The 19,376-nt window shown below is 72.0% G+C and carries 14 protein-coding genes and 1 pseudogene; 8 read left to right on the forward strand and 7 right to left on the reverse strand.

Going from position 1 to position 19,376, the window contains the following annotated elements; all coding sequences use genetic code 11:
- Positions 1-85: 85 nt before the first annotated feature.
- From NBY69_RS25425 to NBY69_RS25435, 3 genes are all read left to right on the forward strand, one after another.
- Complete coding sequence (locus NBY69_RS25425; RefSeq protein WP_374211334.1) at positions 86-2,938, forward strand: DEAD/DEAH box helicase; 2,853 nt, start codon at positions 86-88, stop codon at positions 2,936-2,938.
- The gene (locus tag NBY69_RS25430; RefSeq protein ID WP_250303803.1) at positions 2,935-4,101 is read left to right on the forward strand and encodes an SWIM zinc finger family protein; all 1,167 of its coding nucleotides are present in this window, start codon (positions 2,935-2,937) and stop codon (positions 4,099-4,101) included. The genes NBY69_RS25425 and NBY69_RS25430 overlap by 4 nt, the downstream gene beginning before the upstream one ends.
- A gap of 61 nt (positions 4,102-4,162) precedes the next feature.
- Positions 4,163-4,600, forward strand: coding sequence for a hypothetical protein (locus NBY69_RS25435; protein ID WP_250303804.1), 438 nt, complete (start codon positions 4,163-4,165; stop codon positions 4,598-4,600).
- Here NBY69_RS25435 and NBY69_RS25440 read toward each other — a convergent pair.
- From NBY69_RS25440 to NBY69_RS25460, 5 genes are read right to left on the reverse strand one after another with little or no spacing between them, the layout of a single operon-like run.
- Positions 4,597-6,549 (reverse strand): cellulase family glycosylhydrolase, encoded by a 1,953-nt coding sequence (locus NBY69_RS25440; RefSeq protein ID WP_250303805.1) that lies wholly within the window; start codon positions 6,547-6,549, stop codon positions 4,597-4,599. The two genes, NBY69_RS25435 and NBY69_RS25440, sit on opposite strands and share 4 nt — an antisense overlap.
- Before the next feature lie 18 nt (positions 6,550-6,567).
- Entirely contained in the window at positions 6,568-7,563 is a 996-nt protein-coding gene (locus tag NBY69_RS25445; RefSeq protein WP_250303806.1) for a LacI family DNA-binding transcriptional regulator, read from the reverse strand.
- Positions 7,560-8,411 (reverse strand): carbohydrate ABC transporter permease, encoded by an 852-nt coding sequence (locus NBY69_RS25450; protein ID WP_250303807.1) that lies wholly within the window; start codon positions 8,409-8,411, stop codon positions 7,560-7,562. Before NBY69_RS25450 ends, NBY69_RS25445 begins: the two co-directional genes overlap by 4 nt.
- A gap of 17 nt (positions 8,412-8,428) precedes the next feature.
- Positions 8,429-9,358 carry a carbohydrate ABC transporter permease gene (locus NBY69_RS25455; RefSeq protein ID WP_250303808.1) on the reverse strand — a complete coding sequence of 310 codons (930 nt, stop codon included), beginning with the start codon at positions 9,356-9,358 and terminating at the stop codon, positions 8,429-8,431.
- A gap of 12 nt (positions 9,359-9,370) precedes the next feature.
- On the reverse strand, positions 9,371-10,663 hold the full coding sequence (locus NBY69_RS25460) for an ABC transporter substrate-binding protein (protein WP_250303809.1): 1,293 nt from the start codon (positions 10,661-10,663) through the stop codon (positions 9,371-9,373).
- Between the two features lie 293 nt (positions 10,664-10,956).
- Between NBY69_RS25460 and NBY69_RS25465 the strand changes: the two are divergent.
- The 4 genes and pseudogenes from NBY69_RS25465 to NBY69_RS25480 form a co-directional block, all read left to right on the forward strand.
- Positions 10,957-11,175 (forward strand): annotated as a pseudogene (locus tag NBY69_RS25465) (acyl-CoA dehydrogenase family protein); the annotation flags it as partial.
- A 424-nt stretch (positions 11,176-11,599) separates the two neighbouring features.
- Positions 11,600-11,785, forward strand: a complete 186-nt coding sequence (locus tag NBY69_RS25470) for a thiamine pyrophosphate-dependent enzyme (RefSeq protein ID WP_250303879.1) — start codon at positions 11,600-11,602, stop codon at positions 11,783-11,785.
- A 56-nt stretch (positions 11,786-11,841) separates the two neighbouring features.
- Positions 11,842-13,041, forward strand: coding sequence for a glutamate dehydrogenase (locus NBY69_RS25475; RefSeq protein ID WP_250303880.1), 1,200 nt, complete (start codon positions 11,842-11,844; stop codon positions 13,039-13,041).
- Positions 13,042-13,404: 363 nt separating this feature from the next.
- The gene (locus NBY69_RS25480; protein WP_250303810.1) at positions 13,405-14,028 is read left to right on the forward strand and encodes a TetR family transcriptional regulator C-terminal domain-containing protein; all 624 of its coding nucleotides are present in this window, start codon (positions 13,405-13,407) and stop codon (positions 14,026-14,028) included.
- Between the two features lie 703 nt (positions 14,029-14,731).
- On the opposite strand, the gene NBY69_RS25485 is transcribed toward NBY69_RS25480, so the two are convergent.
- On the reverse strand, positions 14,732-15,265 hold the full coding sequence (locus tag NBY69_RS25485; RefSeq protein ID WP_250303811.1) for a hypothetical protein: 534 nt from the start codon (positions 15,263-15,265) through the stop codon (positions 14,732-14,734).
- Between the two features lie 130 nt (positions 15,266-15,395).
- On the opposite strand from NBY69_RS25485, the gene NBY69_RS25490 reads away from it, so the two are divergent.
- Positions 15,396-17,402, forward strand: a complete 2,007-nt coding sequence (locus tag NBY69_RS25490; RefSeq protein ID WP_250303812.1) for a hypothetical protein — start codon at positions 15,396-15,398, stop codon at positions 17,400-17,402.
- A gap of 127 nt (positions 17,403-17,529) precedes the next feature.
- Here NBY69_RS25490 and NBY69_RS25495 read toward each other — a convergent pair whose 3' ends face one another.
- The gene (locus NBY69_RS25495) at positions 17,530-19,200 is read right to left on the reverse strand and encodes a translation initiation factor 2 (RefSeq protein WP_374211338.1); all 1,671 of its coding nucleotides are present in this window, start codon (positions 19,198-19,200) and stop codon (positions 17,530-17,532) included.
- Between the last annotated feature and the right edge of the window lie 176 nt (positions 19,201-19,376).

Below are 19,376 nucleotides of genomic sequence, written 5' to 3' on the forward strand. Positions count from 1 at the left end.
ATGCGAGGGGGGAAGGCAGGTGAGCGGGGTGCCGGAGACGGGGAGAGCGCGGAGGACCGGTGGGCCGGCGCCTGCCGCCGGGACCGTGCCTGCCGCCGGGACCGTGCCTGCCGCCGGGCCGGGGCCGGCCGGGCTCATCAGAGGGGCCGCGGTGTTCCTCCCCGCCGTGCTGCCACGGGACGGCCGCTTCGCCTTCTGGGACCCCGACGGTGAGGTGTCCGGGCCCGACGAGCTCGCGGTCGTGCGACGCCAGGGCGCAGCGGTCCGGCGCCGGACCGTCCCTGCGGTGCTGCTGTCCGTCGCCGAGGCGCTGCCGCTGCTGGTGGCGGCCCGGCACTCCCCGGTGGCCCATCCGGCCGTCCGCTGCTGGGGCGCGGCGGCGCTGCACGCCCTGCAGCTGGTCGCGCGCGGTCGGCTGCTCCCCGGCCTGACCGCCGACGACCACGACGCCTGGCGAGCCGGACCGCTGGACGCGGAGGACATCGCACACCTGCGGGCCATCGCCGCAGCCATGCCACCGGAGGCACACGCCACGCCGCTTCCCGGGCGCACCCCCATGGAACTGCCCGAGCCACCGGGACTGATCCGGGCGTTCTACGACGCCGTCGCCGACACTCTGCCCCGCACCCCGGCGGCACCGCACGCGGCCGGGGCCGCCTACGCGGCCCGTGAGGCCCAGCAGCTGCCCGGACTGCGGGAGTGGGCGGCGGAGGTGGCGGCCGGGTCGGACGCCGGGGTGCAGGTCTCGCTGCGCCTCGACCTCTCCGGGTTCGAACTCTTCGACCAGGCTGACGGGACCGATGGGACCGATGGGACCGACCGGGGCGGGGGCGCCGCGGAAGTGGAGCGCCGGGCGGGTGCGGCCGTCGTCCAGGTGCACAGCCTCGCCGACCCGACCCTCGTGATCGACGCCGGGCGGCTCTGGGCGGGGGACGGCGACAAGCACTTCGGGCCGCGGGTGCGGATCGACGCGGTACTGGCGCTGCGGCGCGCGGCCCGGGTCTGGCCCCCGCTGGCCCGGCTCCTGGAGCGCCCGGTGCCCGACGTACTGCCGCTGTCCGAGGAGGAGCTGTACGAGCTGCTCGGCCCGGCGGCGGCCAGGCTCGCCGCGGCGGGGGTGGCCGTGCACTGGCCCAGGGAGCTGGCCCGTTCGCTCACCGCCACCGCAGTCGTACGGTCCGCCCCCGGCTCGGCCACGGACGGCACCTCGTTCTTCGACACCGAGCACCTCTTCTCCTTCAGCTGGCAGTTGGCGCTCGGTGACGACCGGCTGACCGATGCGGAGATGGACATCCTGGCCGAGGCGCACCGCCCGGTGGTCCGGCTGCGGGACCAGTGGGTGGTGGTCGATCCGGCCCTCGTACGCAAGGCGCGCAAGCGGCAGTTGGGGCTTCTCGCACCCGTGGACGCGCTGTCGGCGGCGCTCACCGGCAGCGCCGAGGTGGACGGCGAGACGGTCGAAGCGGTGCCGGTCGGCGCGCTCGCGGCCCTCCACTCCCGGCTCACCACGGACGCCGCCCCGCTGCCGCAGCCCACCGGCCTGGACGCCACGCTGCGCGACTACCAGCTGCGCGGCCTCGGCTGGCTCGATCTGATGACCTCGCTCGGCCTCGGCGGCTGCCTCGCGGACGACATGGGCCTGGGGAAGACCATCACGCTCATCGCCCTCCACCTGCACCGGGCACGCCGCGAACCGACACTGGTGGTCTGCCCCGCCTCGCTGCTCGGCAACTGGCAGCGGGAGATCGCCCGGTTCGCGCCCGGGGTGCCCGTCCGCCGTTTCCACGGCACGGACCGCTCCCTCGACGACACCGGGGGCGGCTTCGTGCTCACCACCTACGGCACGATGCGCACCAGCGCCGCCGAACTGGCCGCGCACCCCTGGGGCATGGTCGTCGCGGACGAGGCGCAGCACATCAAGAACCCCCACGCGGCCACGGCGAAGGCCCTGCGCACGATCCCCGCCCCGGCCCGCGTCGCCCTCACCGGAACGCCGGTGGAGAACAACCTCTCCGAGCTGTGGGCCCTGCTCGACTGGACGACTCCCGGACTGCTCGGCCCGCTGAAGACCTTCCGCGCCCGCCACGCGAGGATCGTCGAGAACGGCGAGGAGGACGGGGCGGTCGAGCGGCTGGCCCGGCTGGTCCGCCCGTTCCTGCTGCGCCGCAAGAAGTCCGACCCGGGCATCGCCCCCGAACTGCCGCCCAAGACGGAGACCGACCACCCCGTTTCGCTCACCCGTGAACAGGCATCCCTCTACCAGGCCGTGGTCCGTGAATCGATGGCGGTCATCGAGGCCGACGAGGGTGCCGGCCGCCGCGCCCAGATCATGAAGCTGCTCACCGCGCTCAAACAGATCTGCAATCACCCGGCGCAGTACCTGAAAGAGGGGCCCTCGCGGCTCGCGGGCCGCTCGGGCAAGCTCGCGCTCCTCGACGAACTCCTCGACACGATCCTGTCGGAGGGCGGCTCCGTCCTGGTCTTCACCCAGTACGTGGCGATGGCCCGGCTGCTCTCCGACCATCTGACCGCCCGCGGCGTCCCCTCCCAACTCCTGCACGGAGGCACCCCCGTGGCCCGGCGCGAGGAGATGGTGGACCGTTTCCAGGCCGGTGAATCCCCGGTCTTCCTGCTCTCCCTCAAGGCCGCGGGGACGGGCCTGAACCTCACCCGAGCGGGCCATGTCATCCACTACGACCGCTGGTGGAACCCGGCGGTGGAGGAGCAGGCGACCGACCGCGCCTACCGCATCGGCCAGACCCAGCCCGTGCAGGTCCACCGGCTGATCGCGGAGGGTACGGTCGAGGACCGCATCGCCGACATGCTCACCGCCAAGCGGGCGTTGGCGGACGCGGTCCTCGGCTCCGGCGAGAGCGCCCTGACCGAGCTGGGCGACGCGGAACTCGCCGACCTGGTGTCGCTGCGGAGGCCGTCATGAGCAGCTGGTGGGGGAACGCCTGGGTGGCAGCCGTGGAGGCGCTCTCACTGGACGAAGGACGTCTCGAACGCGGCAGGAAGTACGCGGACGGCGGCCATGTGGCCGCGGTGAACGTGGCGCCGGGCCGCATCCTCGCGTACGTCCAGGGGAGCCGTCCGCGCCCCTACCGTGCCGAGCTGCGGCTGCGTACGCTCACGGACCCCGACTGGGAGCAGTTCCTCGACGCTGCCGCTGCCCAGCCGGGCCACATCGCCGCTCTCCTCGACAAGGACATGCCCCACTCGCTGGTCGACGCGGCGGCCGAAGCGGGGGTGGCCCTGCTCCCCGCGCCCGGTGACCTCACACCGTCCTGCTCCTGCCCGGACGGCGGCCGGCCCTGCAAGCACGCCGCCGCCCTCTGCTACGAGACGGCCCGGCTCCTCGATTCCGACCCCTTCGTGCTGCTGCTGATGCGCGGCAGGGGTGAGCGGGAACTCCTCGACGAACTGGCCAGGCGCAACGCGGCCCACGCGGCCCGTGACCGGCGTGCGGCGCCGCCCACGCCCGGAGTGCCCGCGCGCGAGGCGCTCGCCCCGCGGTTCCTCCCGCCGCTGCCCGCGCCCCTGCCGCCCGGCCCGTACCCGGGCCAGCCCCCCGCCTACCCCGGCGCGCGCGGAGCCCCCGACCCGCTGACCCTGGACCACCTCGCCACCGACGCCGCCGCCCGCGCCCACACCCTGCTGACCACGGGCACCGACCCGGTCGCCGGTCTCACCCCCTGGCAGGACGCCGTCCGGCTGGCCGCCGCCCGTCCCACCGCCGGGCTGACCGCCACCACCCGCACGCTCTACCGCGACCTCGCCGGAGCCACCGGGCGCAGCCCCACCGACCTGGCACGCGCGGTCGCCGCCTGGCGGCAGGGCGGAGCCGACGGGCTGTCCGTACTCGAAACACCGTGGGACCCACCGGCGGGCCCCTTCGACCGGGCTCGCCCCGCCCTGGCCGCCGCCGGGCTGCCGCGCTTCCAGCCCTGGCGCAACCGCCTGACGATCCCCGGCAGCGCACTCCAGCTGCGCTTCGGCCAGGACGGCCGCTGGTATCCGTACGAATCGGACCCGGGCAGGGACGACTGGTGGCCACGCGACAGCCCGCACCGCGACCCGGTGGCGGCGTTGCGGCGCTAGGCTTCGGAAGCAGCCGGGGAAAAGGAACTCACCGGACAGCAGAGACGGCCAAGGGGGAACAGTGGACGCGGAGTTGACGGCGCTGGTGACGGCGGGGGCGACCGCACTCGTACAGCAGATGGCGACCGATGCCTGGACGCGTACCCGTGACCGGATGGCCGCGTTCCTGGCCCGGCGGGGCAGCGCCGAACCGACGGCGGTGGCAGCCGAACTGGACGCGGCCCGCGCCGAACTGACCACCGCACAGCAGGCCGGTGACACCGACACCGCCGCCGATGTGCAGGGCGAGTGGCGACTGCGGATGCGCCGCGCCCTCCAGGCGGACCCGGAAGCCGCCGCCGAACTGCGCACGCTGCTCGACGAGATGGCACCGCCGACGTCCGGCACGCGGGTCGGGGTCATCAACAACAGCATGTCCGGGGGCACTTACCAAGCTCCCGTGATCCAGGCCGGGATCATCGGTCGCCAGAGCATGGGCGGGGACCGCGGTCGCGGTTAGAGCAGTTCCTGGTCCTGGTCGCGCAGTTCGAGCACCCGCACCCCGTACGGCTCCAGCGCGACCTCCGGTGACTCCGCGCCCGTACCGAGGTCGAACAGGCGGCCTCCGCCCGGCCGTACGTTCAGCGCGTCCTCCGACTGGCTGACCAGCCAGACGAAGCGCCGCCCGTCCTCGTGGACCAGGACATCGGCGCTGACGTACGGGGTGTCCACCGTCACGGCCCGCGCCACCCCGGCGACCTCCGCCAGCGCTTCGTACAGGCGGTGGGTCTGCTCCGGGTTGACCCGGGCGGTGCGGGCCGCCATGTTCTCCAGCGGGTACGTGGCCAGTACCGTCCGGCCCTCCCCGATCTCGTGGACCAGCAGTGCGGGGCGACCGTGCCCGTCGGTCGCCACCACCCGGGCGCCCTGCGGCACCACCGGGAGATACGCGCGGCTGTCCTCGTTCCCCGACACCGGGAAACGCAGCGTCTCCCCGGACTTCAGCGGGCCGAAGTCCTCGGTGAAGGTCATCTCCAGGACGTTGTCCTCGATCGGTTCGGCGACCCCGTACGACAACTGGTGCTCCACCCCGAAGAGGCCGTCCAGGTCGTGGAACCACGGGCCGCGCGTCGCCGGGTGCTCGCCCGAGCAGAACGACAGGTACACCGTCGCCCCCGCCCGCGCCCGCCGCTCCAGATCCCGCCGGGTCCGCGTCGTCAGCTGCCGGGTCGACGGGAGCAGGTACAGCTGGACGTCGTCGGCGATCCCGTCCGCCTCCCGGACGAAGCCCACCGGGAGGTCGGCGCCGCGGGCGGCCACATAGCCCTGGTGGAGCGAGGAGAAGATCAACGGCCGGTCGGCGGGCCTGCTGTAGGGGTATCCGCGTTCCAGGAAGGCGGGGACGACCAGCGCCGCTCCGGTGTCGGCCCGCCGGCAGCGCGGGAAGTCGACCTGCTCCAGCACCTTGCCGAAGGCGGCCACTTCGCGCAGCGGCTCCTTGGGGCGTCCCGCGCTGTCCGTGATGCCGAAGTGCATCTCGAAGGGGTGGTGGTCGTACGGGGACCGTTCCCACAGGTCGTCGTAGTCGGTGTTGTTCCAGGCGATCCAGCCCGTCGCACCGCCGAGCAGCGAATTGTGCAGTGTCTGCCGGTAGTACACGCCCGCGTTGCGCGCCGACACGGTGTCCGTGGAGAGCCCGAACTCCTCCAGGACCACCGGCTGTCCGGTCACCGCGGCCAGCTCGCACTCGAAGGCCGCCCGGTAGTGCTGGCGGACCTTGTCGGTGTCCGAGCGGTACACGTGGGGCCCGACGAAATCGACGTACTCGGCGGTCTCGCGCAGCGAGAAACCGTTGTCGCGCCCGGTCACCTCCTGCCCCCAGGCGCCGTCGCCGAGCGAGACGGGCTGGGTGCCGCCCGCCGCCCGTACCGCGTTGCACATCGACTGCGCCCACGCCGTCACCACGTCCACCGACGGCGGGTCGACCTGGTAGATCCGCCCGTACCCCGGCATCTCATTGGTGATCAGCCAGCCGGTGACGGCCGTGTGGTCCTTGAAGCGCCGGGTCATCTCGCTCGCGAACCACGCCTGGCGGCCGACCATCCACACGTCCTCGTACAGATCGCGGCCCGCGCGCCAGACGGGGTCCCAGTTCTCCCCGGACATGTGACCGACGATGAACGTGGGAACGGTCCCCATCCCGTACTCGCCGTGCGCGTCCAGGAAGTCCCGGAACCGGTCGCACAACTTCTCGTCGATGCGGTGCGGTTCGGGGTGGAAGTCGGGCCAGTAGAAGAACGACCGGGTCATGTTGAGCCCGTGCTCGCGCAGTACGGCGAGCTCCTCGCGGACGACCGCCGGGTCGTAGTCGCGCCACATCAGGGGGCCGCCGGTGCGGGACCAGTAGTTGGCCCCGAGCCAGGGCAGTACGGCGGGGTCGTGGGCGAGCTGGGCGCTGTGGCGCTGCATCTGTGGTGCTCCAGGGGGTCAGGCGGGACCGGTCGACTCACGTACGACGAGCCGGGGTTGTCCGGTGAGGGGTTCGGTGCGGACGTCCTCCCCGCACTGCGCGAGCAGCTCGCGGGCGGCGGCTGCGCCGGCCTGTTGGACGTACTGGTCGACGGTGGTCAGGCGGGGGTGGATCCAGCGGCCCAGCGGCAGGTTGTCGTAGCCGACCACGGAGAGTTCGCCGGGTACGGACAGGCCTGCCCGCTGGGCGGTGCCGAGTCCGCAGACGGCCATCGAGTCGTTGGCGTACACGAGGGCCGTGGGCCGGTCGTCGAGTGCGAGCAGCCGCTCGGTGGCGGCTGTCGCTTCCGCCTCGGTGAAGTCCGTGTGGACCACCGCGGCCGGTACGAGACCGTGTGCGGCCAGGGCTTCCCTGAGGACCCGCAGCCGGAAACGGGTGTGCAGGAGGTCGTCCGGCCCGCAGACGTAGCCGATGCGCCGGTGCCCGAGGGCCAGCAGGTGCCCGACGGCCTCGGTGATCCCGTTGCCGTGCGCCGTGCTCAGCAGGACCGCCGGCAGTCCCAGGCCCTTCAGGAGCGGCAGCCGTGGATCGTCGGCGCGGTGCTCGGTGAGTACGGCGCCGTCGACGCGGCCCTCGGCGGCCAGCCGTTCGTACAGCGCGGTCTCCTCGCGCACGTCGCCGGCGAGGTGCAGCAGCAGCCCGTAGCCGCGCGGCGACAGCTCACTCTCCAGACCGGTGATGAGCTCGGAGAAGAACGGATCGGCGCCGAGGACATCGGTGGGGCGGCGCACCACCATGGCGACCGTGCGCGTACGCGAGCGGCGCAGCGCGCTCGCCGACGCACTCGGCGACCAGCCCAGTCGCTCCGCCGCGTCGAGGATGCGGCGGCGGGTGGGCTCGGAGATCCGGCCGGTGTTGTTGAAGACCTTGGACACCGCGGCCGTGGAGACTCCGGCCCCGGCTGCGACATCCTTGATCGTCGGCCGGGGGCCGGAGGGCGTACTCGGACTCACATCTTCACCGCACCACTCACGAGGGCCTGCTGCATGCGCTTCTGCAGCAGCGTGTACATGATCCAGACGGGGACGAGCGTGAGGATCGTACCGGCCGTGAGGATGCCGTAGTCCGTGCCGATCTGCGACTTGAGCGTGGGCAGGGCCACCTGAATGGTCCGCAGGTCGGGGTCCGGGCCGATGATGATCAGCGAGTACAGGTACTCGTTCCAGAAGGTGAGGAAGTTCAGCAGCAGCACGGTGGCGATGCCCGACATGCACATCGGGGTGTAGATGTGCCGCAGCACGCCGAAGGTCGAAGCGCCGTCGATCCGGGCGGCCTCTTCCATCTCGCGCGGAATGGTCCGCATGAACTGGATGAGGATCACCACCGACAGCGGCATCGCCGTGGCGGGCAGGAACAGCACCATGAACAGCCGGGTGTGGAAGAGGCCGGTGGCCGCCGAGAGCAGGAAGGTCGGGAAGAGGGCGGCGAAGGTGGGGACGAGGAAGCCGAGCGAGAAGATCTTCTCGATGACGGACCCGACCCTGCCCTGTGCGCGGGCGAGTGCGAACGCGGCGGGTATCGCGAGGCCCAGGGTCAGCGCGAGCGAGAACACCGTCACGATCGCGGAGTTGAGGATCGCCATCCCCAGGTCCGCGCTCTCGAACGCGGTACGGAAATTGCCGAATCCGAACGAGGTCGGCGGGGCGAGCGGGCTCGCGAAGATGGCCTCGTTGGACTTGAAGGCGGAGGCGAGGAAGTAGTACAGCGGAATGGCGAGCAGCACGGCGTACGCCCACACCAGAATGTGCGCGGGGAGCCAGGACTTCCTGAACCGGGGCTTTCTGAACTGTGTGGTGGCCATGGTGGGTCGGGCTCCGATCAGTAGCTCTGGCGGAAAGCGCGGCGGATGGCGAGCAGCCCGACGAGCCCCGCGAGGAAGAGGACCACGCCGACGGCCTGGCTGTAGCCGAGGTCGCTCTCCATGAACGCCTTCTCGTAGACGAGGAACGACAGCGTGGTCGAGGAGTTGGCGGGGCCGCCCTGGGTCAGCAGCAGTACCTGCTGGGCGGAGCCGAAGAGCGTCCAGAGGAACTGGAGCATCGTCACCACACCGACGTACTCCTTGATGACGGGGAAGTGGATCCGCCACATGGCGCGCCAGTGCCCGGCGCCGTCCAGCTGCGCGGCCTCGCCGATCTCTTCGGGGACGCTGTCGAGCCGGGCGGCGAAGAGGACGGCGGTGAAGCCGATACCGGCCCAGACGTCGAGCGCGATCAGGCAGTAGAGCGCGGTGTCGGGGTTGGCGAGCCAGGCGTCGGTCAGCGAGCCGAGACCGACCGACTTCAGGGCGCCGTTGACCAGGCCGTCGGGGGAGAGCGCCGCGTAGAAGACCATGGCCTTGGCCGGGGTGGAGATGAGCCCCGGCACGAACAGCAGATAGCGGATGACCCGGTGTCCCGGCGGCTTCTGGGCGACGTAGTACCCGACCATGTAGGCGCAGACGATCATCACCGGGATCGCGATGACCATCTGGACGCCGGTGTTGCGCACGGCCTGCCAGAAGACCGGATCGTCGTACAGCGCGCCGAAGTTGTCGAATCCGGCGAAGGAGGTCGGCTGCAGCATGCCGGGCCAGTGCAGGGCGGCGATCACGAAGATCGCGACCATGGGCCCGACCATGAAGACCAGGTACCAGGCAAGGGCGGGCAGGGCGAGAATCGTGGTCCGGGGCCCGCGCTGCCTGCGCTGCGCGGCGGAGGGGGGACCGGCCTGCCGGGAGGCGGGCCTGACGGATGACGTCATCGTCATGGGGTTGCCTCCTCAGGCGTTGCGGTACGCGCCCTGGAGCGCGGAGAGAATCCGCCGGGCGCTGACGCCGGGCGTGAAGGCCGTACTGGTGGCCTGGATCATCGGCTGGACGGCCGACGGCGGTACGTACAGATCGGGAAGCACGACCTGGCTGACGTCGGCGCCGAGTTGCTGGGCCTTGGCGACCAGCGGGAACCCGTCGCTCAGGGTGTCGCTCTTCACCGCCATGTCCCGGCCGCCCTCGGTGATGAAGCGGGAGACGATGTCGGGCCGGTACATGAAGCGGACGAACTTCTCGACGGTCTCGATCTTCTTGGTGCCGTTGGGGCTCACCCAGAACCCGGAGACGGTGAAGGTCCGCAGGATGGTCGGCCTGTCGTGCACGGCTCCGGGCGGCAGCGGCCAGCCACCGACATCCGTATGCCTGGCAACGTTGTCAGGAACCCGGGCGAGGGCCGAGGACATCGCCGACTGCATGGCGGCGGCCTCGGTGTTGAACTGGGTGGTCATCGAGTCGGTGGTGAGCCCCTGGGCCTTGTCGGTGAAGACACCGGCGTCCCGCAGTTCGACGAAGTACTCGATGCCTTCGCGCGCCCCGCTGATCCCGCTGAAGTCCCCGGTGGCGTAGAGCTTCTTGGCCTGCGGGGCGGTGACGAAGGACTGGATGATCTGGGCGAGCAGCTTCTGTCCGGTCCAGTCGTTGCCGCCGATGGTGACGGGCGCGGTGCCCTTCGCCCGCAGCTTCCTGGCGGCGGCGATCAGGGCGTCCCCGGTGAGCGGTATGTCCTCGACCCCGGCTCTGTGCATCAGGCCGCGGTTGAATGCCACGGGCCAGTTGCTGGCGATGTAGGGAAGGGCGCGGAGTCGTCCCTTGTCGTCGGTCCACTCGTCGAGCGCTGCGGGCAGGATGCGCTCGCGGAGGCCCCAGTCGTCCAGGTACCCGTTGACGGTCACCGTGGCGCCGAGCGCCGTCCAGGAGACGGTCTTGTCGTAGAGGTTGACCATGACGACGTCGGCCTCTTTGTGCGCCAGCCGGGACGTCTCGTAGACCTGACCCAGCTCGTCCCCGTTGATCAGGCTCTTGACCCTGAGTCCGGGGTTCTCCTTGCGGAACATGTCGAGAACGGCCCGGAAGGTCGCGGAGCCGGGCGCGGTGCCGCCCAGCGAACTGTGGACGACCAGGGTGTCGGGGTCGGACTCGTCCCCTCCGACCAGCCCGCACCCGGACAGCCCGGGGGCGGCGACACCGGCCGCGACGGCCGCTCCCGCGGTGATGAATCCGCGACGATTCAGCATGGAACGCACGGCGTGCGGCCTCCTACAGGGGAGCAGGGGAGTGGGTGCCCGGGAGGTGGTTAATCGATACACCTGCGAGGTGGGAGCACCGTACGAGGTGATCGGGGGGTGGTCAACCCCCCGTTGCGCATGGTGGAAAGGTCACTGAATGAAGGTTCAGTATCCGCACTCATTGACACCGGCGGCCCGGACTCCAAATACTGACTAGCGATTCAGTAAGGCCGGTCGGTGCATGGCCCCGTGACAGCTCCTCCCCGTGTGCCGGTCGGTCCGAGGACGTCATCGTCGTGTCTGGAGACGCCATGTCGGAGCTGCCCACCGAGCTGATCCCGCTGACCCCCGAACAGCGGGACATCGTCGACCTCACCCGTACCTTCGCGCTGGAGGAGATCCGGCCGGTGGCGCGCGCCGTCGACGAGGCCGACGTCGAGACCCCCTGGGACTTGTGGCGCAGGGCCGCCGAGGTCGGCATCACCGGATTCATGCTGGCCGTCACCGAGCCCGGCACCGGTTCGGACGCCGCCTCCCTCACCACTACGGCCACCCGCACCACCGGCGTCGGCACGGAGCTGGCCGAGTCCGACCTGTGGACGGATCCGCCCGCACTCGGCGGCACCCTCGTCCGGGTGGATGTCGACCCGGCGCAGATGTACGCGGGACTGCCCGCGGACCTCCCGCTGGTGGGCGATGCCTGCCACACCGTGCGCGCACTGCTCGCCGCCTGCCGCGGCGGCGGGGCAACGACCCGCACCAGCCGGGAGACCGGCACCGTACGGCCGGATGCCGGTACCCCACGGCCGGATGCCGGTACCCCACGGCCGGAGACCGGTACCGTCCGCCGGGCCGTCGCCGTCCGCCGGGCCGTCGCCGTCCGCCGGGCCGTCGCCGCGCTGCGGGACGAGCGGGACGCCGGGACGCGGAGCCGGGACGCGCACCGGCTGCGAAATGGCGGCCCGCTGCGACCACCCGACCGGCGTCGACCTGCCCCCGGTCGACCTGCCCGCACTGGCCCGCGCCTACGGCGGCCACGGAGTGCACGCCGACTCCCCCGAGGCGCTCGCCGAAGCCCTGCGCCTGGCCCTGACCACCCCGGGGCCCACCCTCATCACCGTTCCGGAGGAGTCCTCCTGATGACCACGTCTTCCCACACGCCGTCCTCCCCCGCGCCGCAGACCCCCGCCACGCCCGTGACGAGCCCGTCGCCCGCTCCCGCCGCCCCCTTGATCTCTCTCACCTGGACCGACCACGAGACCGGGCACCAGGGACACCTCGTCGTCGACCGGCTGGTGCGCGGGGTTTCCAGCGGCGGCCTGCGGATGCGCGCCGGCTGCACCCTGGAGGAAGTGACCGGTCTGGCCCGCGGCATGACGATGAAGGAGGCGCTGCACTACAACCCGCAGGGCCGCTACATCCCGTTGGGCGGCGCCAAGGGCGGTATCGACTGCGACCCGCGCGACCCCGCCGCCCACGGCGTTCTCGTCCGCTACCTGCGCGCCGTACGCCCCTACGTCGAACGCTTCTGGACGACCGGCGAGGACCTCGGCCTCACTCAGGACCTCGTCGACCGGGCCGCCTCCGAGGCGGGCCTCGTCTCCTCCATCCAGGCCGTCTACCCGCTCCTGGACGACGAGGAGGCCGCCCGGCAGCGCCTCGCCGACGCGTTCGCCATCGAGGTGGACGGCATCGGACTCGGCGAGCTCGTCGGTGGCTGCGGCGTCGCCGAATCGGTACTCGCCGCGCTGGACCGGGCCGGTACCCCCTATCAGGGAACCCGGGTGGCGGTACAGGGCTTCGGCACCATGGGCGGCGCCACCGCGCGTTTCCTGGTCCGCGCCGGACTGCGCGTCGTCGCCGTCGCCGACATCAAGGGCACCCTCGCCAACCCCGCCGGTCTGGACATCGAGACGCTGCTCGCCGCCCGTGACGGCCACGGCTGCGTGGACCGCGCCGTGCTCCGCGCCGACGACAGCGAACTGCCGGCCGGTGCCTGGCTGACGGCCGACGCCGAGGTGCTGGTGCCCGCCGCCGTCTCGTACGCCGTGGACACCGCCAACCAGGCGGGCATCACCGCCCGCTGGATCGTCGAGGCCGCCAACATGCCGGTGCTGCCGGAGGCGGAGGCGCTGCTGACCGGCCGCGGCATCACCGTACTGCCGGACGTCGTCGTCAACTCCGGTACCAACGCGTGGTGGTGGTGGACGCTGTTCGGCGACATCGGCGCCGACGCCGACGAGGCGTTCGCCCACACCCGCCGTTCGATGCGTGCCCTGATCGACCAGATGCTGTCCCGCGCCGAGGCCGACGACTGCACGCCCCGCGCCGCCGCGCACGCCCTGGTGGCCGAGCGGCTGCCGGTCATCGCGGAGCGCTTCGGATGGTTCCGCTGACGACCCGGCCCGCCGTGCAGGCCGCGGCCCCCGGCGCCCTCGATCCGGTTCAGGGACTTGCGCAGCCGGGGACGTTGCTCACCCCAGCCCCTGGAAAATCGGGGGAGCACTCCGGACCGGGGCAGTCCCCGGGGGCGCCCTGGGGGGAACTCGGTGCGGTGCCGTGCGACGGCGAGATCGGTGTACGGGTCACTGAGGGACTCCTGCTGCGGCGCGGGCAAGGGAGGCGTGGCGCAGTGCTATTGACTGAATGAACAGTCAATAGTGGTCGACTGTGGCCCCGCCGTTGCGCGCTGTCAAGGGTCCGTGCGACCTTGTCCCCCACAGGGTTCGGACACCCTGTGGGGACAGTAGGGTGACGAGGTGGCAAGAGTCAGACTGAACGTTGCCGAGCGGCGCGAGGAGCTGCTGCGCGCCGCCATCGAGCAGATCGAGGCGCGCGGCGCCGCGGCCGTGCGCGTCGCCGATGTCGCCTCCGCCCTGGGCGTCAGCAACGCCCTGGTGCTCTACCACTTCGCCACCAAGGAGAAGCTCGTCGCCGCGGCCTTCGCGCACGCCGCCGAGGGCGACCTCGCCCACCTCCGCCTCCTGCTCGGCCGCCGCACCTCCGCCGTCCGCAGGCTGCGTGCGGCGGTCCGCTGGTACGCCCCGACCGGCCAGGCCAAGGGCTGGCGCCTGTGGATCGAGGCCTGGGCCGGTGCGCTGCGCGACCCCGTACTGCGCGAGACCGCCGGCGGGCTCGACCAGCAGTGGAAGGCGGCGCTCGCGGACGTCATCGCGGAGGGCGCCGCCGCCGGTGAGTTCGACTGCCCCGACGCCGCCGCCACGGCCTGGCGCCTCACCGCCCTCCTGGACGGCCTCGCCGTCCAGATGACCTCCTACGGTGCGCCGCTCTCCCGCGCCGCGATGCTGGAGTGGACCGACGACGCCCTGGCCCGCGAACTCGGCCTGGAACTCGATGTCCTGACGGGAACCGCGGCGCGCTGAGCCGACGCCGAGCGGGCGCCCTGAACCCGTCCAGCCACTTGTCGAGTATCAGGAGGCTCCCGACGCCCGGCCAAGCGCACCGCAGGGACGCGCACCGTGTCTCGCCCGGCCGCGCGAAGTACAACCAGCCCTCCGCGTCGCTCGCCCGCAGTCCGGCCTGCCTCCGCGCCGGCTCGAAACCGTCCGGGTACGGCAGAGGTGGCGTCGTTCTGCGAGGACGTGTTCAAGGACGGCGGAGCTGCGGTCATCTCGGAACGGGCGGCTTCATATGTCTCGGACGAGACGTGAGGTTGGGGGCAAGGCACACATCAAGGCATTGGTCCAGTGCGCAATGAAGGACTGGATCGTGCTGCCCGGCCGTATGGGCGGCTTGGAGGGCTGAGATGACGGATCGACGAGGGAGCGTGCCCCAGACCCAGGCCCAGGCCCAGGCCCCAGACCCAGACCCAGACCCAGACCCAGACCCAGACCCAGAACCCAGCCCCGGCTGCGACGCGGGCCTCAGCGTTTGTGCCTGCATGAAGCCATCTGCCGAGCTATGCCCACCGCTTAGACCGGTCGCAAGCCCTCGTCCTCGCCCGGTTCCGTACAGGTGACCAGCCCTGTGGTCTCCGGGGCAGCGGAGGCACAAGGACCGGGGCATCGGGAAGCCTCTCTACGAGGCGGGAGCCGCGGAGGCCTATCCGGGGAAGCCCTCACGGCGTCACAAGGACTTCGACCAACTGATCAGTGTGGCGAAGTCCGTCTCCCGCAGACCGCGGCGGGGGTCGATGCGCAGCAGCAGCGAAGGAGCGTCGTGGTGGGCCGTGACGTGGGCCCTGTCCAGGTCCGTGATCATGTCGTCCACCCAGGCGAACGGGCGGCCCGCGGCCCAGTTCAGGAGAGGGCGGGTCTTCCAGTAGAGGCCGTCGGGGTCCTTGGCGAAGAGTTCCGGCCATTCGATTACCGGGAGGTCGTGGGGCAGGCCGATGACTGGGGCGATCATCTCGTTCGCCTGGTGCATCCAGGTGGTCGCCCATGCCAGGTCGAAGGGGAGCGCGGTGAGACGGGCACCGTGCCCGGGGAGGAGACGGACGCGCAGGCCCCGGCGGTGGGCGCGGGAGCCGGGGGTCTGGCGGGAGAGCCAGTTGGCGGGGTGGCATCGGTGTGTGGTGTAGCCGCGCAGGCGGGGCAGGCGGGCGGCGTACGGATTGAGGGGGCCATCCACGTCGAGGAGGAGCAGCGGGCGAACCGTCATGGAGAGATGCTTCCCGCCCTGATATCCACTCAATGCCAGTGATGCTGAATAGAGTTGGCACGTGGTCGATGAGACGCGGAACAGCGTGAGCGGGCAAGCCAGGGTCGGGACAGTGGTTCAGGCCGGAAGCGTGGGGGAGGTTCACTTCCATGCGGGCGCGGATGCGGATCCGGATATCGCCGAGTTCCAGCTGCCGCCGGGCGCCGCGCACTTCGTGAACCGGGAGAGCGAACGGGACGCCGTGCTCGGGGTGATCGGACGACCGGGACGCGTGGAGGCCGAGCGGCCCCTCGTCGTCGCGGTGCACGGAGTGCGAGGAGTCGGGAAGACCGCACTCGGAGTGCACCTCGCGCGGCGGCTGGGCGGCGACTTCCCGGACGCCGTGCGGTTCGTCGATCTCGACGACCACCGCCGGGGCGGAGGTGTCGAGATGGCGGAAGTCCTGGGAGAGCTGCTGCGCTCACTGGGGGTGCGTCCGGACTGCGTGGAGCCGACGTATGCGGGACGGCAGCGCCAGTACTGGGCGCGTACACGGGGCAAGCGGATGGTCGTAGTGGTCGACGGTGCACGGATCGGCTTCGAGGTGAAACAGCTGATGCCGGTGTCGGCGGACAGCGTGGTGATCGCCCTCAGCCAGGGGCGGCTGGACGACCTCAAGGGCGGCGCCGACCTGGAGGTGCCACTGGGACCGCTGGGGAACGAGCACGCCGCGCAGTTGCTGCGGAGCATCGTCGACGACCCCCGGCTGACCACCGAGACCGCGGCGGCCGAGAGGCTGGCCCAGGTCTGTGGCGGACTTCCGGTCGCGCTGGAGGTCGCGGGTGACTGGCTGCGCAGACACCGCAGGCGCGGACTCCTGCGGCTCGTCGCCCAGTTGACCGACGAACTGACGGAGAGGGGGGTCCCGATGGTTGAAGCGGTATGGAACGCGGCGTACGGAGACCTGAGCGGTGAGGCTGCCCGCCTCTACCGGCTGCTCGCGGTGCACCCCGGTCCGTACATCGCGCCCGAGGCCGTCACCGCACTGCTCGGAGCGGGGCCGGACGCGGCCGAGGACGCGTTGGAGGAGCTGGAGCGGGCCAGCCTGCTGCTCCCCGGAAGGGGCGGCCGGCTCAGGATGCACGATTTGCTCCGGGCCCACGCGGTGCGCTGCGCACGCCGGGACGGCGGGGATGCCGAGGCCGCGGCGGCGCGGCAGCGGGTGATCCACTGGTATCTGCGCCAGGCCCAGCGCGCCGACGCGCTGGCGGCCGGGCCACGGATGACGCTCGCGGAGCCGGAGCCGGAGCCCGGTGACGCGGATGCGCCGGACGTGGACTTCGGGGAGAGCAAGGTGCGTGCCCTGCACTGGATGGAGGGAGAGCGGCTCGCTCTGTACGCCTGTGTCCGCACCGCGTACGCGCACGGGATGGACGACGCGGCCTGGGCGCTCTGCGAACCCCTGTGGACCCACTTCCTCGACCATGCGCACTACGGCGATGTGACCGAGGCATTCCGCACCGGGCGCGACGCCGCCCAGCGGGCCGGGCACAGCGCTGCTCTGGTACGGATGCGCTGCCAGCTGGCCCGCCCCCTGTGGGAGCAGGAGCGGTACGAGGAGGCGTATGCCGAGGTGGAACCGGCCGTAGCCGCGGCCCAGTTGCTGGACCGTCCGAAACTGCTGGCCTCCGCCCTGGAGTTCCGGGGCAAGGTCCGCTCCGTACAAGGCGACTGGGCGGGCGCCGCACCGGACTTCGAGGCATCGCTGCGCATCCACACCGGGATCGGCAATGCGTACGGCGTGCTGCTCCAGTCCCATCTGCTGGGCCAGGCCGCAGCGGGGATGGGCGAACTGGACCGGTCCGTGGCGCTGTTGGAACAGGCCCACGCGATGGCGCGGGAACAGCAGCGTGAGCGGATGGCGGCCCGGACCGGCTTCGAACTGGGGCGGGTGCTGCACCGCGTCGGTCGACGGGACGAGGCCGCCGGCCTGTACGCCGCCGCGCTGAGTGGAGCGCGGGAACGCGGTTCGGTTCGGGACGAGGTGCGGATTCTGGAGGCGTTCGCCTCGCTGGCCGCGGACACCGGGGACGCGGACGCGGCAACGGCCCACCGTGCGGCGGCTGCCGCGCTCCGCGAACGGGAAGGCGGGTTCTGAGCCGACTGGGTCCGAGCCGCAGGAAGGGTTCCAGGAACGGCTCCATGAAAGGGTTCAGGAGGGGGTTCAGGTGGGGGCTGAGGTGCGGGTTCGATCGCCTGCACGCACTCCCCTCGCGCGCGATGTTTCAGAGCTCGTGGTCTGCTTCCTCGTCGGTGGCCGGAGCCAGCCGGGCGCGGTAGACCTGGCCCCCGACCCGGCAGTGCAGCGTGGTGGGGAGGCGGGGGTACGGGTTGTCCGTCAGCCAGGCGTGCACGCCGGACAGCACGGCCGCCGGATCGGTCCGTACGACCCTGTCCCCGGTGCGGCACGGTTCGATACGCAGCAGCAGCAACGGCGTCTCCGGTCGGCGCAGCAGCCAGCGGGAGGCGGTGAGTTCGGCCGCTGCCGTCCGGTGTCCGGGGTGGTCGGCGAGTGCGCGGGCGGTCCAGCCGGCCGCGGTCGGGGCCGCGGTGTGCGGGTGCGGCACGGCGGTCCGGGTGCGGCGCCGGAACAGCAGCGACGCGCTCTGCGTCTGGGGCTCTGTCGCCCGTTCCCGTTCGGCAGCCAGATGGTGGGCCGGGACATCCGCGTGCGCGGGGCGGCGGTCGACGTCGATCTGGTCCCCGTGGACCTCCGTCCGTACGGCGAAGGCTGCCGGACCGTGCGAGGCGGGTGCGGGGGCCGGCAACGGGCGGGCGACCAGCTCACCAGCCCGGGGAGTGAGGCCGAGCAGTGCGTACAGCTCGGTGCGCAGGCGCTCAAGTGCGGCGCCCTGCTCGGCGAAGGCCGGTGCGGCGAGGGCGCGGACCGCGCTGGGGGAGTGGGCGGCCAGCGCCGGTTCGAGATCGGCCGGTGTGGCAAGGAAACGGGCCTGGGCGAGAAGTTCCGCCATCGGACTGCCGGGGAGGAGCTCGTCGCCGCCGTCGCACGCCGCGATCAGGGGCAGGCCCAGCGCCGCCGCGTAGAGCGCCGACGAACCGTGGTCGGTGATGACCGCGTCGGCGGCGACGAGTACCGCCGCCCACTCCTCGTACGGACGGGCCAGCACCATCCCCGAGGCCAGCGCGGGCTCCAGGATCTCGCGGAGGTCGTAGGCGCTGGTCCTGCTGTACTCGTTGGGGTGCAGGATCAGGGCCAGTTGGTAGCCGTCGTGGGGGAGTCCGGCGGCCAGCTCCGCAGGCAGACCGGGACGCCGGGCCAGCAGGGACTCGGGGCCCCAGGTCGAGGTCAGGGCGATCACCTTGCGGCCACCGGTTCCCAGGGCGGTGCGGTAACTCCCGCGGCGGGGGAGGGAGACCAGCATGCGGTCCAGGGTCGGATCGCCGACTACGGTGCTGCGGGCTGCGGCCGGAGGGCAGCCGACGGCGAGGCGGTCGGCCTGGCTGGGGTGGGCGAGGGCGTGCAGGTCTGCGATCGGCCGGCCGTTGCGCAGCAGCATCGCCGGATCGAGACCGGACGCCGTACGGGCCGATCCCTCGTACGGAACCGCCTTGTTGAAGCCCGCACCGTGCGGGAGCAGGGCCAGCGGGCCGGTGAGACGGTCGAGATCGCCCTTCGGGCTGGCGGCGACGATCAGGTCGTGCGGGTGGCGTACGGCCTCGGCCCACGGGATCGTTCGGGCGCCGGCGCGTTCGACCGCGGCGAGGGCGTCGATGTCGAACTCCGAGCCGGGGACGAGGGTGAACCGGCGGTGGCGGATGCGGTCGTCACCCGCGAAGGCCGGGATGACGTCGAGGAGACGGTGCAGGGCGGTCGCCGAACGGGCCGCGAAGAGTACGGACTTCTGCTCCGCCGCCTGTCGCCCGCCGCCTGTCATCCGCTGACCGCTGACCGCTGACCGCTGACCGCTGACCGCTGACCGCTGACCGCTGACCGCTGACCGCTGACCGCTGACCGCTATCGCATCGTTCATTCTAGAGTGTCCGGTATCGCCGCGTATGCCGCTTCCGTAATTCACTTGTACGTTCCTGGGGTCGGGCAGCGGCATGGCCC

The organism is Streptomyces sp. A 4/2 (assembly GCF_940670765.1).
Classification (GTDB): Bacteria; Actinomycetota; Actinomycetes; order Streptomycetales; family Streptomycetaceae; genus Streptomyces.